Source organism: Variovorax sp. J22G73 (assembly GCF_030317035.1).
In the GTDB taxonomy this organism is placed as follows: domain Bacteria; phylum Pseudomonadota; class Gammaproteobacteria; order Burkholderiales; family Burkholderiaceae_C; genus Variovorax.
The window spans coordinates 67,297-81,326 of record NZ_JASZYK010000021.1; the positions used below are offsets into that span (position 1 = coordinate 67,297).

General features: G+C 57.1%; 21 protein-coding genes. 12 read left to right on the forward strand and 9 right to left on the reverse strand.

Annotated features, from left to right (window positions below; genetic code table 11):
- Window positions 1-99 precede the first annotated feature (99 nt).
- From QTI51_RS37380 to QTI51_RS37400, 5 genes are all read left to right on the forward strand, one after another.
- Window positions 100-1,182: a hypothetical protein gene (locus QTI51_RS37380; protein ID WP_286517749.1), complete on the forward strand. Its 1,083-nt coding sequence runs from the start codon at window positions 100-102 to the stop codon at window positions 1,180-1,182.
- The gene (locus tag QTI51_RS37385) at window positions 1,157-1,546 is read left to right on the forward strand and encodes a hypothetical protein (protein WP_286517748.1); all 390 of its coding nucleotides are present in this window, start codon (window positions 1,157-1,159) and stop codon (window positions 1,544-1,546) included. The genes QTI51_RS37380 and QTI51_RS37385 overlap by 26 nt, the downstream gene beginning before the upstream one ends.
- 405 nt (window positions 1,547-1,951) lie before the next feature.
- Complete coding sequence (locus QTI51_RS37390) at window positions 1,952-2,533, forward strand: hypothetical protein (RefSeq protein WP_286517746.1); 582 nt, start codon at window positions 1,952-1,954, stop codon at window positions 2,531-2,533.
- Complete coding sequence (locus QTI51_RS37395) at window positions 2,530-3,363, forward strand: hypothetical protein (RefSeq protein ID WP_286517744.1); 834 nt, start codon at window positions 2,530-2,532, stop codon at window positions 3,361-3,363. The genes QTI51_RS37390 and QTI51_RS37395 overlap by 4 nt, the downstream gene beginning before the upstream one ends.
- On the forward strand, window positions 3,363-3,791 hold the full coding sequence (locus tag QTI51_RS37400; protein ID WP_286517742.1) for a hypothetical protein: 429 nt from the start codon (window positions 3,363-3,365) through the stop codon (window positions 3,789-3,791). Before QTI51_RS37395 ends, QTI51_RS37400 begins: the two co-directional genes overlap by 1 nt.
- A gap of 235 nt (window positions 3,792-4,026) precedes the next feature.
- Here the strand turns inward: QTI51_RS37400 and QTI51_RS37405 are convergent, their stop codons facing one another.
- Window positions 4,027-4,629, reverse strand: a complete 603-nt coding sequence (locus QTI51_RS37405; protein ID WP_286517741.1) for a DUF2569 family protein — start codon at window positions 4,627-4,629, stop codon at window positions 4,027-4,029.
- A gap of 9 nt (window positions 4,630-4,638) precedes the next feature.
- Window positions 4,639-5,133 carry a hypothetical protein gene (locus QTI51_RS37410; protein ID WP_286517740.1) on the reverse strand — a complete coding sequence of 165 codons (495 nt, stop codon included), beginning with the start codon at window positions 5,131-5,133 and terminating at the stop codon, window positions 4,639-4,641.
- Window positions 5,134-5,309: 176 nt separating this feature from the next.
- Here QTI51_RS37410 and QTI51_RS37415 point away from each other — a divergent pair, with 176 nt between their 5' ends.
- The 5 genes from QTI51_RS37415 to QTI51_RS37435 all read left to right on the forward strand — a co-directional run bounded on the left by QTI51_RS37415 (window position 5,310) and on the right by QTI51_RS37435 (window position 7,422).
- A complete protein-coding gene (locus QTI51_RS37415; RefSeq protein WP_286547709.1) occupies window positions 5,310-5,435 on the forward strand; it encodes a YHYH domain-containing protein in 126 nt (41 codons plus the stop codon).
- 14 nt (window positions 5,436-5,449) lie between these two features.
- Entirely contained in the window at window positions 5,450-5,737 is a 288-nt protein-coding gene (locus tag QTI51_RS37420) for a hypothetical protein (protein ID WP_286517738.1), read from the forward strand.
- A gap of 134 nt (window positions 5,738-5,871) precedes the next feature.
- Window positions 5,872-6,477: a hypothetical protein gene (locus tag QTI51_RS37425; RefSeq protein ID WP_286517735.1), complete on the forward strand. Its 606-nt coding sequence runs from the start codon at window positions 5,872-5,874 to the stop codon at window positions 6,475-6,477.
- Between the two features lie 278 nt (window positions 6,478-6,755).
- A complete protein-coding gene (locus QTI51_RS37430) occupies window positions 6,756-7,088 on the forward strand; it encodes a phage protein NinX family protein (protein WP_286517732.1) in 333 nt (110 codons plus the stop codon).
- A gap of 37 nt (window positions 7,089-7,125) precedes the next feature.
- Window positions 7,126-7,422, forward strand: a complete 297-nt coding sequence (locus tag QTI51_RS37435; protein WP_286547710.1) for a hypothetical protein — start codon at window positions 7,126-7,128, stop codon at window positions 7,420-7,422.
- 103 nt (window positions 7,423-7,525) lie between these two features.
- Here QTI51_RS37435 and QTI51_RS37440 read toward each other — a convergent pair whose 3' ends face one another.
- On the reverse strand, window positions 7,526-7,738 hold the full coding sequence (locus tag QTI51_RS37440) for a hypothetical protein (RefSeq protein WP_286517729.1): 213 nt from the start codon (window positions 7,736-7,738) through the stop codon (window positions 7,526-7,528).
- Window positions 7,739-8,582: 844 nt separating this feature from the next.
- On the opposite strand from QTI51_RS37440, the gene QTI51_RS37445 reads away from it, so the two are divergent.
- Both QTI51_RS37445 and QTI51_RS37450 read left to right on the forward strand, forming a co-directional pair.
- Entirely contained in the window at window positions 8,583-8,921 is a 339-nt protein-coding gene (locus QTI51_RS37445; protein WP_286517728.1) for a hypothetical protein, read from the forward strand.
- Window positions 8,922-9,134: 213 nt separating this feature from the next.
- A complete protein-coding gene (locus tag QTI51_RS37450) occupies window positions 9,135-9,320 on the forward strand; it encodes an excisionase (RefSeq protein ID WP_286547711.1) in 186 nt (61 codons plus the stop codon).
- Between the two features lie 387 nt (window positions 9,321-9,707).
- On the opposite strand, the gene QTI51_RS37455 is transcribed toward QTI51_RS37450, so the two are convergent.
- The 6 genes from QTI51_RS37455 to QTI51_RS37480 all read right to left on the reverse strand — a co-directional run bounded on the left by QTI51_RS37455 (window position 9,708) and on the right by QTI51_RS37480 (window position 13,675).
- The gene (locus tag QTI51_RS37455) at window positions 9,708-10,169 is read right to left on the reverse strand and encodes a hypothetical protein (RefSeq protein WP_286517727.1); all 462 of its coding nucleotides are present in this window, start codon (window positions 10,167-10,169) and stop codon (window positions 9,708-9,710) included.
- Between the two features lie 29 nt (window positions 10,170-10,198).
- The gene (locus QTI51_RS37460; RefSeq protein ID WP_286517726.1) at window positions 10,199-10,879 is read right to left on the reverse strand and encodes a TraB/GumN family protein; all 681 of its coding nucleotides are present in this window, start codon (window positions 10,877-10,879) and stop codon (window positions 10,199-10,201) included.
- A gap of 7 nt (window positions 10,880-10,886) precedes the next feature.
- Window positions 10,887-11,153, reverse strand: a complete 267-nt coding sequence (locus QTI51_RS37465; RefSeq protein WP_286517725.1) for a pyocin activator PrtN family protein — start codon at window positions 11,151-11,153, stop codon at window positions 10,887-10,889.
- Entirely contained in the window at window positions 11,150-11,365 is a 216-nt protein-coding gene (locus tag QTI51_RS37470; protein ID WP_286517724.1) for a hypothetical protein, read from the reverse strand. The genes QTI51_RS37465 and QTI51_RS37470 overlap by 4 nt, the downstream gene beginning before the upstream one ends.
- Before the next feature lie 8 nt (window positions 11,366-11,373).
- A complete protein-coding gene (locus tag QTI51_RS37475) occupies window positions 11,374-11,604 on the reverse strand; it encodes a hypothetical protein (RefSeq protein WP_286517723.1) in 231 nt (76 codons plus the stop codon).
- An 835-nt stretch (window positions 11,605-12,439) separates the two neighbouring features.
- Window positions 12,440-13,675 (reverse strand): site-specific integrase, encoded by a 1,236-nt coding sequence (locus QTI51_RS37480; protein ID WP_286517722.1) that lies wholly within the window; start codon window positions 13,673-13,675, stop codon window positions 12,440-12,442.
- Window positions 13,676-14,030: the final 355 nt, after the last annotated feature.

Sequence of the window (14,030 nt, forward strand, 5' to 3'; positions counted from 1 at the left end):
GGAATCACGATCAGAGACAAGGTGGAGGGCGTGAGACAGATCCCGCTGACTCCATACGTTTGGTCCCTTCTATCGGCGCTGCCCAGGACAAATGACTATGTGTTCGCCAGCATGCGCAAGGCCGATTCGCACCTGACCGATCCAAACGGCGCGATGACGGACGCTTGCATTGTGGCCAAGGTGGGCCGCGCAACCTTCGGCAACGGTGGACGCGCAGATCAAGCCCTGGCAGCCGCCCAGCGCATCGGCACGGAAGTCGCACCAGCCCAGGCAGGGACAGCACCAGTATTCACGAGCGGCGGTGTCCCTCTGAGCGCTGCAGACCGTCAGGCGGTTGCGGCAGCACTCGGCGGCGCACAGCCCGCAGGAACGGCAACGACCCGCCCGGCCGCGATCCCGTTCCGGGAAGTGCAAGACTTGCGTTCCTCGATCTCTGAAGCCGCCCAGCAAGCCAGATTGGCAGGCAGCAACAGGGAGGCCGCAGCGCTCGACAGCATGCTGGGGAGCATTGACGAAAGCGTCCGACGCGCAGCACAAGGCGGGGCAACGGCTGTAGAGCACTTCCCGCCCGAGATGGCTCAGGCATGGCAGGCCGCTCGAGACCTGCATGCGGAGCGCATGGCAACCTTCCGCACTGGCCCGCAAGCGTCAATCTTCCGTCAAGGCGGCGATGGCCTCCCGCAGGCACAAGGCGCCGAGCTGGCGGCGAAGTTCTTCAGCCCGCGTATGTCGCAGTCGTCGGACATTGCATCGTTCAACCGCGTCGCCACGCCGGAGACGCAGGCCGCGCTGAAGAACTACGCGATTACCGACGCAGCGAATCAGACCGACCGGCTTGGCAACCTCACGAACGCCAAATTCAACCAATGGCTAGATGCTCGCAGCGGTGCGGTAAGCGGGCTCATGACTGAAGGGGAGCGGGCACAGCTTCGCGGTGTGGCCACGGACCTGGCCAGGGCCGATCAGGCTGCATCGCTGAACATGGCGAAGGGCTCGCCCACGGTGCAGAACGCTCTGAGCCTGGGAGCGCTCGACAACAAGCTTTTGAAAGCTGTGCTGAACCGGACACCAGTGATTGGCAGGATCACAGGCCCGATGCTCGAGGCGCTGCAGAACACTGCCAGGGCGGGCCGGCAAGGTGGCACGAATCGGGGGCTTGCTGGCCGATCCTGTGGCCTTTGACACCGCGTTGGCTCAGTACCTCAACCTAGAGGCGTTCTACGGGATGGCATTGAAGACGCAGGCCCAGAGCCGGGCCACGATTCAGGCGCTGGTAGAGCTGAAGTTCCCGCGCCAGATCGTGTACTCGAAGAACGCCAACATCAACAACGGCCAACAGCAGATCAACAACGGCGTTCCCGCTCCAGCACAGGCGCAGGCGGAAAGCAGCGAAAGCACGCAAAACAAAATTTTGGAGAACAGCAATGGCGAATGGATGGACACAAGAACGCCGAGAGCGGCAGTCCCTGCTTATCCGCACCTGGCGACCGTGGGAGAAGACCACCGGGCCAAAAACACCCGAAGGAAAAGCCAAGGTGTCGCTTAACGCCTATACCGGAGGTGCCTGGCGTGAAGCGCGCCAACTCTCCAAAGAAATGAACGCACTGCTGCGGGAGCAGCGGGACACAGTCGAGGCCCTTGCCTAACTCTCATTGTCAGCGCCATGTTCTATGAAGCCAAGAAGCCCAACGTGTTCCGACAGCGGGGCTGCTGGCGACTAGAGTGCTGATGGTTAGGCCAGGATCGTCACCCTGAAGAAGAGCCGCCGAACAGGCCTAGGCCTGCGAAAGCCGGCTTCGCTTCATGCGTCTTCCGCTCGAGAGCGGGCACCGTTCAGCGAGACATTCGCGTGCTGTCTTTGCGGCCGAAGGACCGTTGAAATCTCATCGGTGATATAAACAAGGACTTTTGTTGTATCAAACTGATACACCCCACGGACCAAGCACCGCACATGGCGACCCAAGGCAAGAAGACTCCGAAGTTCGCAGACCCGATGGATGGCGAAGGGGCGCCGATTTTCGCGCGCGTGATTCGTGAGGATGCGGCACCTGGAGAAGTCAATTTACACGTTGACTTGAACGCCGCTCCGGCCCCATCTCGGAGCTTCGTCGCCGACGGATTCAGATTGATAGAGGGCCAGAGCAATAGCCAATCACGGCTCGTGTTCACGCAGTCCCGTCTAGACGGTCGCGGGCTGCGCGCCATCCTAGATGTGCACATGACGCCCAAGGCTCTAGCTGCGCTGGCTCGCGGGATCTCATCTTTAAATAAAGACGAACCAGGGGAAATGGTTGAGATCGCGGAGGAGCCATCAGTGACTGTCGCGTTCGCGTCTAACTTCGCACGTGCCGCTCATAACGTTAGCGGATGCGTCATGGACTTTTACTACGCTTCCCCGTTTTCGCTTAGCCACTCCGTTGGAACCACAGAACTTTTTGTTGAAAGTGCTGTTCGGGTTCAGCTGGGCCTCCAAGATTTCGCGACGATCATCGACGCTCTGTCGAACATTCGCACGGCTGAGGACTCACAGTGAAAACCTTCGATCAGTTCGAGCGGTACGACGTCAGATCTTGGACCGCGAATGCCTTGTTTAGTGGCACTCGCAAGGTTTATCGAGCCTCCCGTGGACTTAAGAAAAAGACGGGCATAAAGACTGTGGCACTCATCGGAGCCATGCTCAGTGCATTAGTGCTGACCTCGCCAACTTATGCTCAGCGGTCCGGCAAGATTGAGTCGACGGAAGCAGCCGTGACGCCGCCGCTCTCTGTCCGAACCCCGAACACAGTGGCATCGCGTGGGATCACTGTTGCATTTGCTGAAAACAGGTCGGCAACAGGTCAGGAGCTTTGGGCGCAATTTGCCGACGCAGCATTTGCCAGTCCAAATGTTGTGAACCCTGGTCGACGAAGCACGAGTTTGGCTGCAAATACGCGATCAACGTTGAGCCTGACTGGAAACGTTGATGTGTCCTATGAGGAGCCGCGATCCTCGGTGGAACTTAGGCCCTCCACCCAGCAATTCATTACTGCAAGAGGATTTGATCGCCTTCGACAGTTTGGCCGTGCACGTTCTGGCTGGGATCAAGGCACGGGTCGAGCACTGAGTTTGGTCTCAGTTGCGGAGATGGATTACTTCGTCTCAACCCTCGATGAGAAGCCAGCAAGAGTCAGTGTCTTCATGTCGCATCTAGGAAACGTAGTCCTCAGTTGGCCTATTCAGGACGATCAGCTGGTCGAGCTTGAGTTTCGAGAAGGCTCAATTTCTTTCTTCTTTGAGGACGAAGAAGACGAGGGCGTTGTTTCGCGAAGCGATTACTCGGCACTTCGCGACCGACTCTTTCAACAGGAAGCTATTGCCGCTTAATGGCTGCACTGGACGGCGAAGAGGTCTTGGTAAGGGCCCTGCCAAATATGCTGTGGGATGAGGTTGAGGCTAGGGCACTCTCTCATGCTTTTACCCAAAAAGAGATTTCAGTGTCTCGACTGGAGGTGCTTTCGTTCGAAAGCATCGTTGAGCTATTTCAACTCGATGTAGCAAAACCAGGTGAAAAGATTGAGCATGCTGGGCTTATCTCTGTCAATGACCTGACGGATACTGTTCATGGTCATGAGTCGAACAGAGGCGTGGCTGTAGAAGACGACCCCGTCGTGAATGATCCTGTTCTCCATGACAATCCGTCACACGCACTCATCAAAGCTTTTTCCGACATCAGGCGTGAAACGCCAAAGGAATTTAGCAAGGGGCTTGCGAGGGCGATCGTCAAAAGACTTCAGTATCGTGCAACTGCCTAGGTAGCCGCAGCTCGTTCGCATGTAAAGCTTATCGACTTAGCGCGTGCTGAGCGAAACTGATGTCAGCTACGGCCTTGAGCTGTGTATTGACCAACCCCATGAGCCGGAAAACGGCTGCGTCCGCTGTCTCCCACGACGATAGCGTGACCATGTAGGCCCGATATAAACGCAGCGCCCCCAAAACGCAGCACTGAGACGTTGAATGCCGGCATACCAGCAGAAGACGCTCGCCGATTCAGCGCCGACGGTTCAACGTGTAGGTGTCGCGCACTCTCTTGGAATTCGCCAAGTAGATCGTCCAAATGATCGCAATGACTGTAGAGCCGAGGACGCCCCCGAGGACTTCGCTGTCCCCGAATACGTCGTCAGCTTTTAGATAGGCGCCGAAGGTGAGCAGCGGCACTGCGATCCCAATGGCAACAGCCGACACAGGGCCGCAGAGCCACAACGCGGCGATTGCATATTTGACAACAGATGCTTCACGCGAAACGCTCAGGCGGGCTCCAGTAAATATGCTGAGCGCGGCCGAACTGAGAACGATGGCCCATGTCCACGTCTTGTAGTTTTCCCAGATCGGGTGCGTTGCAAGTTGGGGTGTCGCAGCTTCCAAGGAAGACAAGGCTTCGCTGATCTGCTGAACGGACCTCAATGGCCCAAGCAGCACTAAACCAACGACCAGCAGCGCGAGCCATCCGCCGACGCCAGTTCCAGGCGGAGTGACTGGCTTCGTTAAAGAAGTCATAGGCGCCTTAGGCTCAACAGCCTTCTTATTCATCCTGATCGCGCCCCATACGAGCGCCGCAACGATGATAAGAACCAACCAGTGCCAGATCGTCATGAGCGCCCCTCAAAGTCCGGTCACTTGTCGCACATATCCGATGGCATCTGGGATGTTTTCCAATCCCGCAGCAACCAACTTTTTCGTCACTTCCTTCAGAGCCTCGTTGGAGAGTGCAGAGATGGCATTTTTGATCTTCGATTTCTCTGGCGCAGGTATCGATGACGCATCGACTTTTGCCAACATTAATTCCCGGATCGTGTCGGCATGAAGCTTTACGGTGACGGTGCCTAAGATGGCCGTCAACCCGCCGTCGTCCTCTAGGAAATCCATGCCTGCGGCGGTGATCTTGGCGCCGGAGTACATCGGCTCATTGCTTAGGGAAAAGGTAATTCCGCTTCGGATCAGGCCATGCTCCTCCAAGTAAACAAGATTGGCCACGATGCGTTGGTCTTCGTCAGAGCCGTCTTCAACGTCGGAGAACAGCTTTCGATGATCGGGCAGCGGGTACTCATCGCGAAGGCCCTCAAGAATCCTCCGCTGCAAGTCGCGATCTAGCTTCATGCTTCTAGCCCTCTGCCATCCGCGGTTCGTGGAGATCAAGAACTTCGCAGGGTGCCGGATTGTGTTTCCTGAGTCAGCTGAGAGGCTCTCACATGAATATGGGAGAGCGCTCGCAAACCCTCGTGGACCTGCTCGACCACGGGACCACACTTCGGCATCACCAACCGAGGAGACACATGAAAAAGATTGCGGTCCTGATCGCGGCGCTATGCGTGAGCTGCGGCGCTCTCTCCCACTCTGGGGGCACCGATAAAAACGGTTGCCACCGTGACCACAAAAACGGCGGCACACATTGCCACTGATCGGAGGCATCAGAATGAAATCAATCGTCCTCCTGGCCGTCGTCCTCACTCTTAGCTCCACGGCCTTTGCCAAGGGCGGCGGCGGTGGCCACAGCTCGAGCGGCTACAGCGGCTCGCACTCGTACAGCTCGGGCACGTCGTCGACCGGGAGCCACTCGACCAGCGGCTATGTCAAGAGCAACGGAACATACGTCGCGCCAAGCCATGCGACCAATCCGAACGGCACGAAAGCGGACAACTGGTCTACCAAGGGCAACGTGAATCCATACACAGGCAAGGTCGGGACGAAGTCGCAGGAGTAAATCCTGGGCTCGCCGCCGAAACTGGAAACGTCTTGTGCGTGCAAGACAACTTTGCTCAGATTGCCTCGGCAACGAGTTTCAGATCCCATGCCTTGCGTTCGCGTTGCCGTGCTTCCTTAACCTAGGGGAATCGCATGAACATTCGAAATAGCCTTCCAGGGCGAACAAAAGTTCAATTGCGCGGGCCGTCCCACAAGCGAGATGAAGGCCAAGTGAAGGGGTCTACAGAAAAGGCGGAGTACAGGCTCAAACTTTTGACGGCGTTCTTGTCGTGCCTGACCGTAGCCGCCGCATTGTTCGGCGGACTTCAGGCATACCTGAACTATCGGCAGCAGGCGACACTGCAGGCGACCAGAGCGCTTCACACAGAGCAGAGAAGGATTTGTATCGGTCTCGTCAACGTGGCGTCCAAAATGTTCTCGGCAACCGAACCCGAGGAACTTCTGCAACTCCATGATCAGTTTGCCGAGATAAAGCACGGCGAAGCGTTGGTGTATTTGGATAAAGAAACCGTCGAGCTTGCTGTTACCGTGTACAACAAATCGATTGAGGCGCTTAAGACACCAGAGGGAGATGGCTTCCGAAAAGGTGTTCAGTGCGCGCTGGCCGAACATCCTTTCAAACTTGCACTTGCATGTCGAAAGCTTGTCTCCAACGCCTTTATTCGCGAGGCAGCTCTTCCACCGAATTTGATCGAGACGTCTTATGTGATGAAGTGGAAGGGCAACTGCAGCGGCTAGATCTCATCTCGCTTCCGATGCGAGACGAAGCGCGGTGCCCTACTGTGATCTCCAAGCCCGCATCCTCGTGAGTGATGCTTGAGCTGGCGCCAGTGCACCTGTTTGACGGGAGCCCGGCCGTGGACCGGCGCGTATCGCAGAGCTGCCCCATGATGATGGTGCAGAACGTCGATGGCGCAATGCCCGCGGAGGTTGCTAAAGGTCTGCGGTAAGCGCGGGCGGCGAGTGCCGGTTCTTACGAGTTGGCCTCGAACCGAACACAGCAGTAGGATCGCGCCATGAAAACCGCTGAATTAACAGGCACTTCGCTCGACTACTGGGTGGCCCGGGCGGAGGGAATCACTCCAACCGTTGAGGTTCAACTCAGGTTCATGCCGTCTACCAACTGGGGGCAGGCCGGTCCGATCATTGAGCGCGAGAAAATCATGATTGCGTGGAACGCCGGTGAGTGGATCTCAGGAGTCACAGCTTACGTGGATGGCCCAAGCGGGCACATGTCCAAGGGTCCGACGGCATTGATCGCGGCGATGCGCGCCTTCGTGACTTCAAAGCTGGGCAGTGACGTGTCGGACGATGTGCACCTTGCCATCGACAAAAAGCGCAACGGCTGAGAGAGGATCTTTGATGGCTATTGAGATGGTTCTGACATTGAGCATCGACAAGGAAGCGCCGGGCTTCTACACGGCGTCGGTTTTGGACAGCAGCGGTGGCCGCGTGACCGCAGAGGTTGACGCATACAGCTCAATCGAGGACGCGATACGAGCGGAGGCACAAGCTGTGCCGGACGGCTTCGCAAGCTTCATGGAGATCCGATATAGCGCATTTTCAACTGGCACCTATTTGCTTGAAGCCATTCCAAGCCAAGCGCGAGAGTTGGCTGATCGGCTGGTTGCTCTTGTCGCCGAAGCGCATCGAATTTCGGAGCGGAGCGCAGCGCATTTCTAGGTCCGCACGCCGTTGCGGGCAGCGTCGACGAATTGAAGGCTGCGCTCGAGGCACGCGGCACCTACCTGGAGCTTTTGGACGCCGGCACGCACGTGCCGCGGCCCTAGTCTTTCATGCGTTTCAGTATGAAGTGACCGGTATTGGTGATCTCTAGGACGCGAGCAGTCCGCGGCGGTAGGTCCGGGTCGATGTTTTGCACCGACGCGTTGACGAGTAGCGCGGCGCGGAGCATCTCTACCTGCCTAATCTCCTCGGGGTCGGTTACGGTGAGCGGAAAGGTGGCGTGCTGGAGTTGCTTTAAATACCTGAGCGTCATGGCTGGCCTCGCATGGGTCGCACTGTTCACACTTGAGACTTCGAAACTTGTCGGATGATTCCGATGCTATTGCAAGCGCAAATTGACGTTCTGCTGGGCGACGCGTGCGGTGCAGACGAAATGCAGCCAGGCACACATGATGGCAGGCGGGCGCAGGCTAAAAAGGCCGCCTCTTTGGGTTGCCCCGGCACCGAATGCAGCAGTAGCATCGTGCCTTGGGGAAGCGCTGCCCCTGCGCATTGCGTGACTTCTGTGTGGCCAGGCATTGATTCAGGCAGAAGATCCCAACCAGCCTACAAGCACCAAGGATATCTGACCATGGACGGCTCTTCGATGCTTAGACAGTGCTTGGTGTGCGATCAGTCTTTCCGCTGGCATCAAGGCCGACTCCCGGGAAGAGTCAACAAATGCTGCTCGCCTAAGTGCAATGGCCAGTTCGGCTCTCGCTCACGCGGTGTTATGAGTTGGGAGAAACCAGAAAATGCGCTCGTGCGCCGCCTTTTAGAAGACGGCTTGACGGTGCGGGAGATGGCTGCCCTGATGGGATTCAGTAAAGGGACCGTTTGGTATCACCTCCGCGAAATCCAAGCACCTTTCGCTGGCCCTAACATTTGGAGTGAGGATGAGATGAACCTCCTGCGCGATTTCGCGGCAGTTATGCGGACACCGCAAATTTCGGAACTAATTGGGCGATCCGAATCGGCAATTCGCAAGAAGATGCGAGCCCTTAGGATCGTGCGGCCGACTTCGTTCTATCTTGAATATGGCCAAAAATTTCACGCGCTGCCGCTCGAGCTAAAACAGGCCATCTTGTTGCACAACAAGTTAAAAAGGAAGTTGAGAGATGAAGAACATCGCCGACTTGAGGGAACACCTGTTCAAGCAGCTCGAGGCACTCGACGACCCATCGCGCAAGGTTGATCTCAGACGCATGCGTTTGACTGCAGATATTGCAGGCTTGATCATTGACGCAGCGCGGGTAGAGGTCCAATTCGCCACCGTAGTTAAAGGGGCAGCGGATTTACCTTTTATTGAGTCTCAAGACCCTGACCATCCCAGCAACAAGCCAGAACGGCCGAAGCTCGAGGCGGTTGATCCGATGACACGCACTGCCCAGATCCTGACTGCAGGCCCGGCGTCAACGCATCCATGGCGCGAATCTGCAAAACGACGCGAGGGATAGAGGACTTTCGTAGGTTTTGTAGCCCTGTCCCCCGGCCCTTTTCTGAAAAAAAAGGGGGTCTATCGGGCTTTTGTAGGTTTTGTAGCCCACCCGGGTGGCCCTTTCTTGGAAATTCGGTCTGACCTCGAAAACCGGATCCGATCTGGATGCCGACGCCTAGTAGGTTTGTCGGGCCCTAAAGACTAAGCTGCACCGTCCCTGTGAAGGAACTAGATGAAGCCGAAAATCACACTTCCGGTGTGGGCCTCAAGGCACTACGACCCACCACCTGTGAAAAACACCCTTCGCATCTGGCTCCGCGAGGGCCGCATTGTCCCTGCTCCAGTCAAATTGGGCGCACGTATTACGTGGATCCCGACGCGCGACATGTTGCTGAAATTCCCTCAGCGCCTCGTCTGATAGATCGGCTGAGAAGCGCCGGATGAAGTGGCTGCACATCGGATGAAGCCAGGGTGACTTGCGGAACGGTTGGTTGACCGTTATCCAGCCGTTTGACGGCTACTGTAGGGCGCACGTCACTCGCAGTCAGTCGTCACGGTGCAGCCGCGGATCGGCTTTTCAGGCGTCCCGTGGGCGATGGAAGGGTGTCGCCCACGAATGCATGGCCGGAGTGATGAGTTTTGCCACGCGATTGATAGTAGCCATGGCTACTAGCAATCAGGCGCACGCACCAACGCCGCCATTTCCCCGAGTTGTTACCAGAATCCTTAGCAGCTATTAGCCATTCAGCGAAAACCGCCCTGATGGAGTGCTTCCCAGTACGGAAAATCGTCTCTGGATCAACTGTCAAGATAAGTCGCTCGCCTTGTTCGTGGCGAAGAGGGCAGACGAGATGAGACCGCTGCCGTACCGCAGCTTCTGGAACGTCAGATCGACGGAGCAAATTTTCTCCGCCGCAGCAAAAGTGGCCAACGCCTGAAAGTCTTTCGTCGAGACGGTAATAACCGCCTGAAACTGCGGCTTGGCTCGAGTGACTACGCCAACACATGGAATTTCCGCCGCCCCCGCGCCTACCTCATCTGCAGCAGAAATCATGACGACGAAATCTTTCGTTGTTCCGATCGCTTCATTAAATGACCCGGTAAATTCAAGATAACAGCTATCACTGCGGGACCGTTTGCCCAGCGCTGGATCTTCGATGGCCCACGCATGAAATTCCAAACTCCATCCTGTGACCATTCCCGAGCGTGAAATTATCTCCCTACTCGCGGCGGCTCTCCGCTTGGCAACCTGCACTTGCTTGCGCATGATTCATTGAGATCATGTACGGCCCAACCCTAGCTGATCAACCGAACTGCAGATCTCCCCCTAAAGGTCAATTGATCCAATAGGTTTTCAGGCCCCACTAAATGCAGAGCGCCAACGACCAGGAGATGACGTTTGGCCTGAGCCCCGCGAGATGCAATGGTGTTAGCCCAGTTTTCATTTCGCGCGGTAAAGAATGCATGTCGCATGGACGCGATAGATCCAAGCGGACTTTCCGCTTGGGCAGCCTCGAGCGCTGGAATATTCGATTGCTCCCAAGCAGAGTGCAGTCTCTTAATATTTGCCAGCATATTGGGCATCGCAGCATCCATTGCTGCCTCCGCCTTGCCGATGTCTGGAGCAGGCACTGAGTCAAGTAGAGCGCCGAGAAAGCGCCCAGACTCGATATAGGTCATCGGGGGCCTGCGCGTAGCTTCTAAGGCACTCGAAAAAACGGTCTCTACGCCAGGCAGCACGGAGATGCTGCTGAATGCTTGGCCCAGTTTTGCAAATAGGGCTGCCCAGGGCTTCAGCATTCTTGTTTGCGGGTCCAACACACATGCGCCCAACTCTGCCCTGTCATGTTCCATTTCGATCAATTCGGACCACTGGAACGCATCCCAGACCCACGACGGAAATGCACCTCCTGTCGGCGGAAGATGGTGCACGGCGCCGAGTATTCGCATATTGCAGCCAACGATGTCGTAATACATGGGTGCCTCAACTCGGGCTAGCGTTCTGCTGCATCAACAACCGAACAACGGCCGCCTCAGCATCCCGCTTTTGCTCATCGATGTATGCGGCGACGTCGGAGACATGCGCAACCCAGCTACCAGACCACAGCATCTTGAACATTGGGAACGGTACTTGGCGACGGTAAATCTTGTTCTGCAGCGACCTGGGGTCGAGGCTCAGCAAGTTGGCGACCTCATGAAGACGCAGCACCGGTCTGTTGACCAGTAACAGGAGCATCAGCTCAGTTTTCACGGACCAAGGTCGTATTCGTCCCGCACGGCGTCGATGATGCTGCGGATTGCTGGCGACGGCGCAGGCTCCGCGGTGTCCCATGAGCGCCCCTCAGCGTCGATTGGGTGCGCCTGCACCGGTAAAGGAATCCCCACGCGCCCGCCCTTCATGTCTCCGACGCGTTCCGCAATGATTCCAGCAAGGTCATTGCTCGATTTCTTCTGCTTTGCCATGGTGCACCTCAGTGGCTCAACTTGCGCGGCTTGCGTGCGGCGGCGCCGAACAACCAGCAGGTAGCACGGTGCAGGAGGTAACAGGCGGCCATGGCAAGCGCTATGAACACCCAGGCTTTGAATGCCTCTCCAGCCGGAACCGCTGGCCCGCTGAATGCGGCGCCGGTCAGAAGCCAGAACACCAGCAGACCCATGAGGGTCCACACCACTGCGCTGAATCGACCAAGACCGGTGAGCATCGCAACCCCTTGTTAGTGAGCCTTGATTGTCCGGCCCTGGATGGGGATTCGCAAACCATGCACCCGTACAAAACGCTGTACCGCCGGCTACATGGTGGCTACATGCCATCAACAAAGTAGTGAGAAAAAGAAAAGGCGCTATCGATTAAATAGCGCCTTAATCAGTGCCCATGCGGCTTGCGGGTGGTAGGCCGTGATGGGCTTGAACCATCGACCAACGGATTATGAGTCCGCAAACCTATCCAGCAACGGAAGTTGCTCGGAGTTGCGGCAATGCAGATCGAAGAGTGTCGAAAAAAGTCCCCGCCCCCCAGCGCGCTACTTGCCCCGTGCCGGAAACTATCAAACCTTGCTCAGCCATTGAAGGGATGCTTTTATTCTGGTCCAATTTTTCATCTGCACCCATAAAAACTGGCAGGCTCTGAAAATCATGGAAGCGCTGCCGTTAAGGGCATCTCTAGGGCATGAAGGCTAAAAATGACGAAGGGGTTAACAACTACTGCGCTGCCAACCTCCGTCAATACAGGGCTTGCAAATGGATTCGAAAATCTCCTCCCCATGCACTCCTTGCACCCCAATCCAAGTTGGATGTAAAGCTCGTGACCTCCGCTCTCTTCGAAAAGGCAGCTTCTGGCGCGGACTACACTATCTCCTGCCGATGGTGAACATAAATGCGTCTCTCGCGTTGTAGTCGAATACAACATACGTTGTTAAGTTGGACGATCCGCTTCTTTTCTCCTGCGCCTTCGTCAACGCTGGAATGAATTGGGCAGCCAGACGTCTTCTCGCCAAATCGTGACACCGATTAGATCGCTTTTGCGGCGCATCGTCGCTTCTACTCCATCAGGTCGCCAGCCTCGCTGTCCATCAGATCTCCGATTCGGTAGTACCCCATGAAGGTATCGAAATTCCGATGCCCGGTCATTTTCATGGCGTCAGCCATCGGGCTCTTCTGGCGCCCTGCTTCGGTCACAAACCCCGATCGCAGCGAGTGCGCTGAGAAGTCCCCTCTCAGCCCCGCCTGCAGACACCGCGCCTGCACGATCTTCCGAACCGCCTTGGGATCCAGTGCATCGCCGGTTACTTTTCCACCCTTCAGCACCCGCCGGAAAATCGGCCCCTCGGTGACCTTCGCCACAGCAAGCCAGGCGTCGAGCGCGGCCGCCGCCAACCCCTTGATGGGTTTCTCATCGTCGTGCGTGCCGTCCTGGTTGGTCTTGGACTGTCCGAGGCTGTAGGTGTAGCCCTTGGAGACCTTGCGCAGGTTGTCCATCACCGCGCCGGCGATTTCAGAACGCCGGCGCCCACCGCTTGAGAATGCAAACAGCAACAGCGCGCGATCACGCAGCCCGCGCGGCGACGCGTCGCACGTCTCGAGCACCTTGAGTAAATCGTCTTTGGCCAGCGCCTGTTGCTTGTGCGGCCTGACGTTGCGCGCGGCGTAGGCGCGCCGCACCGATTTCAGCAGCTCACGCACCTGGGCGTGATCGCAAGGGTTGTCCAGATCGAGGTTCTGGTGCGCTTTCGACAGCACCGCCACGCGGTGCACGAGCGTGTTCAACGAAAACGCCCCCAACTTTCCCTTGGAGCCCCCGTCCACCAGATAGCGATCGATCTCGGCCGGCAGCCCGATGGCCAGCACCGGTTTTTTGCCCTTCGCGCGCGCGGCCGCGGCGGTTCCAGTCTCCGATGACGCCACGTCGAGGGGGTCGACATCGGGCCGCGCATCAGGTCTTTCCGCATCGGGCAGGGCCAATGCGCCGACCTCGTCCGCTGTCACCGCGTCCCTGCCCTCCTCCGACGGCACCTCACGCGACGCGTGGTCGACGATGAACTGAACGACCACCGGCACCTCGACCGGTAGCGAAAGCGCGCGTGCGTAGCGCACATTGAACCAGGCGGCCCAGTAGCGCATGGCCGCTTGGTACGAGGCGAGCGTGTTGGCGGACGTGCCCTGTCGCACGAGCTCGCGCGCCGCGTCCTCGGTTGCATGCGACAGCCGACGGGGATCGAGCATTTCGAGCGCGACGCCGACGGGTGGCGGCGCCAATTCGATCAACTCGAGCGGCAAGGCGGTGGGGTTGGGCTCCCTGGACGTTTTCCTGCGGACGGGGGACATACGGGGGCTAAAATAGCTTCACTTTCGTTGCATACGATACGTTGTTTATCTGATATCTCATCATTTCTAATGATATATAAAGCGCCATAACTTTACTTATCGACCCTAATAATAGGCCTGGATTCGCCTCCCGTCATGACCCTCCCCACTGAAAGTTCGAGCGTTAGCCGTCGGGGACAATAAGTTGATGACACTTAGACTTAATTTTCAAGACAAAGGGACAAGAACTACATGACAGCCGGAGTGTTAGGACAAAAACTGCAGGACTCTCGCAAGAAACGTTGAGCCTTTCTGGACAAAAAATTAG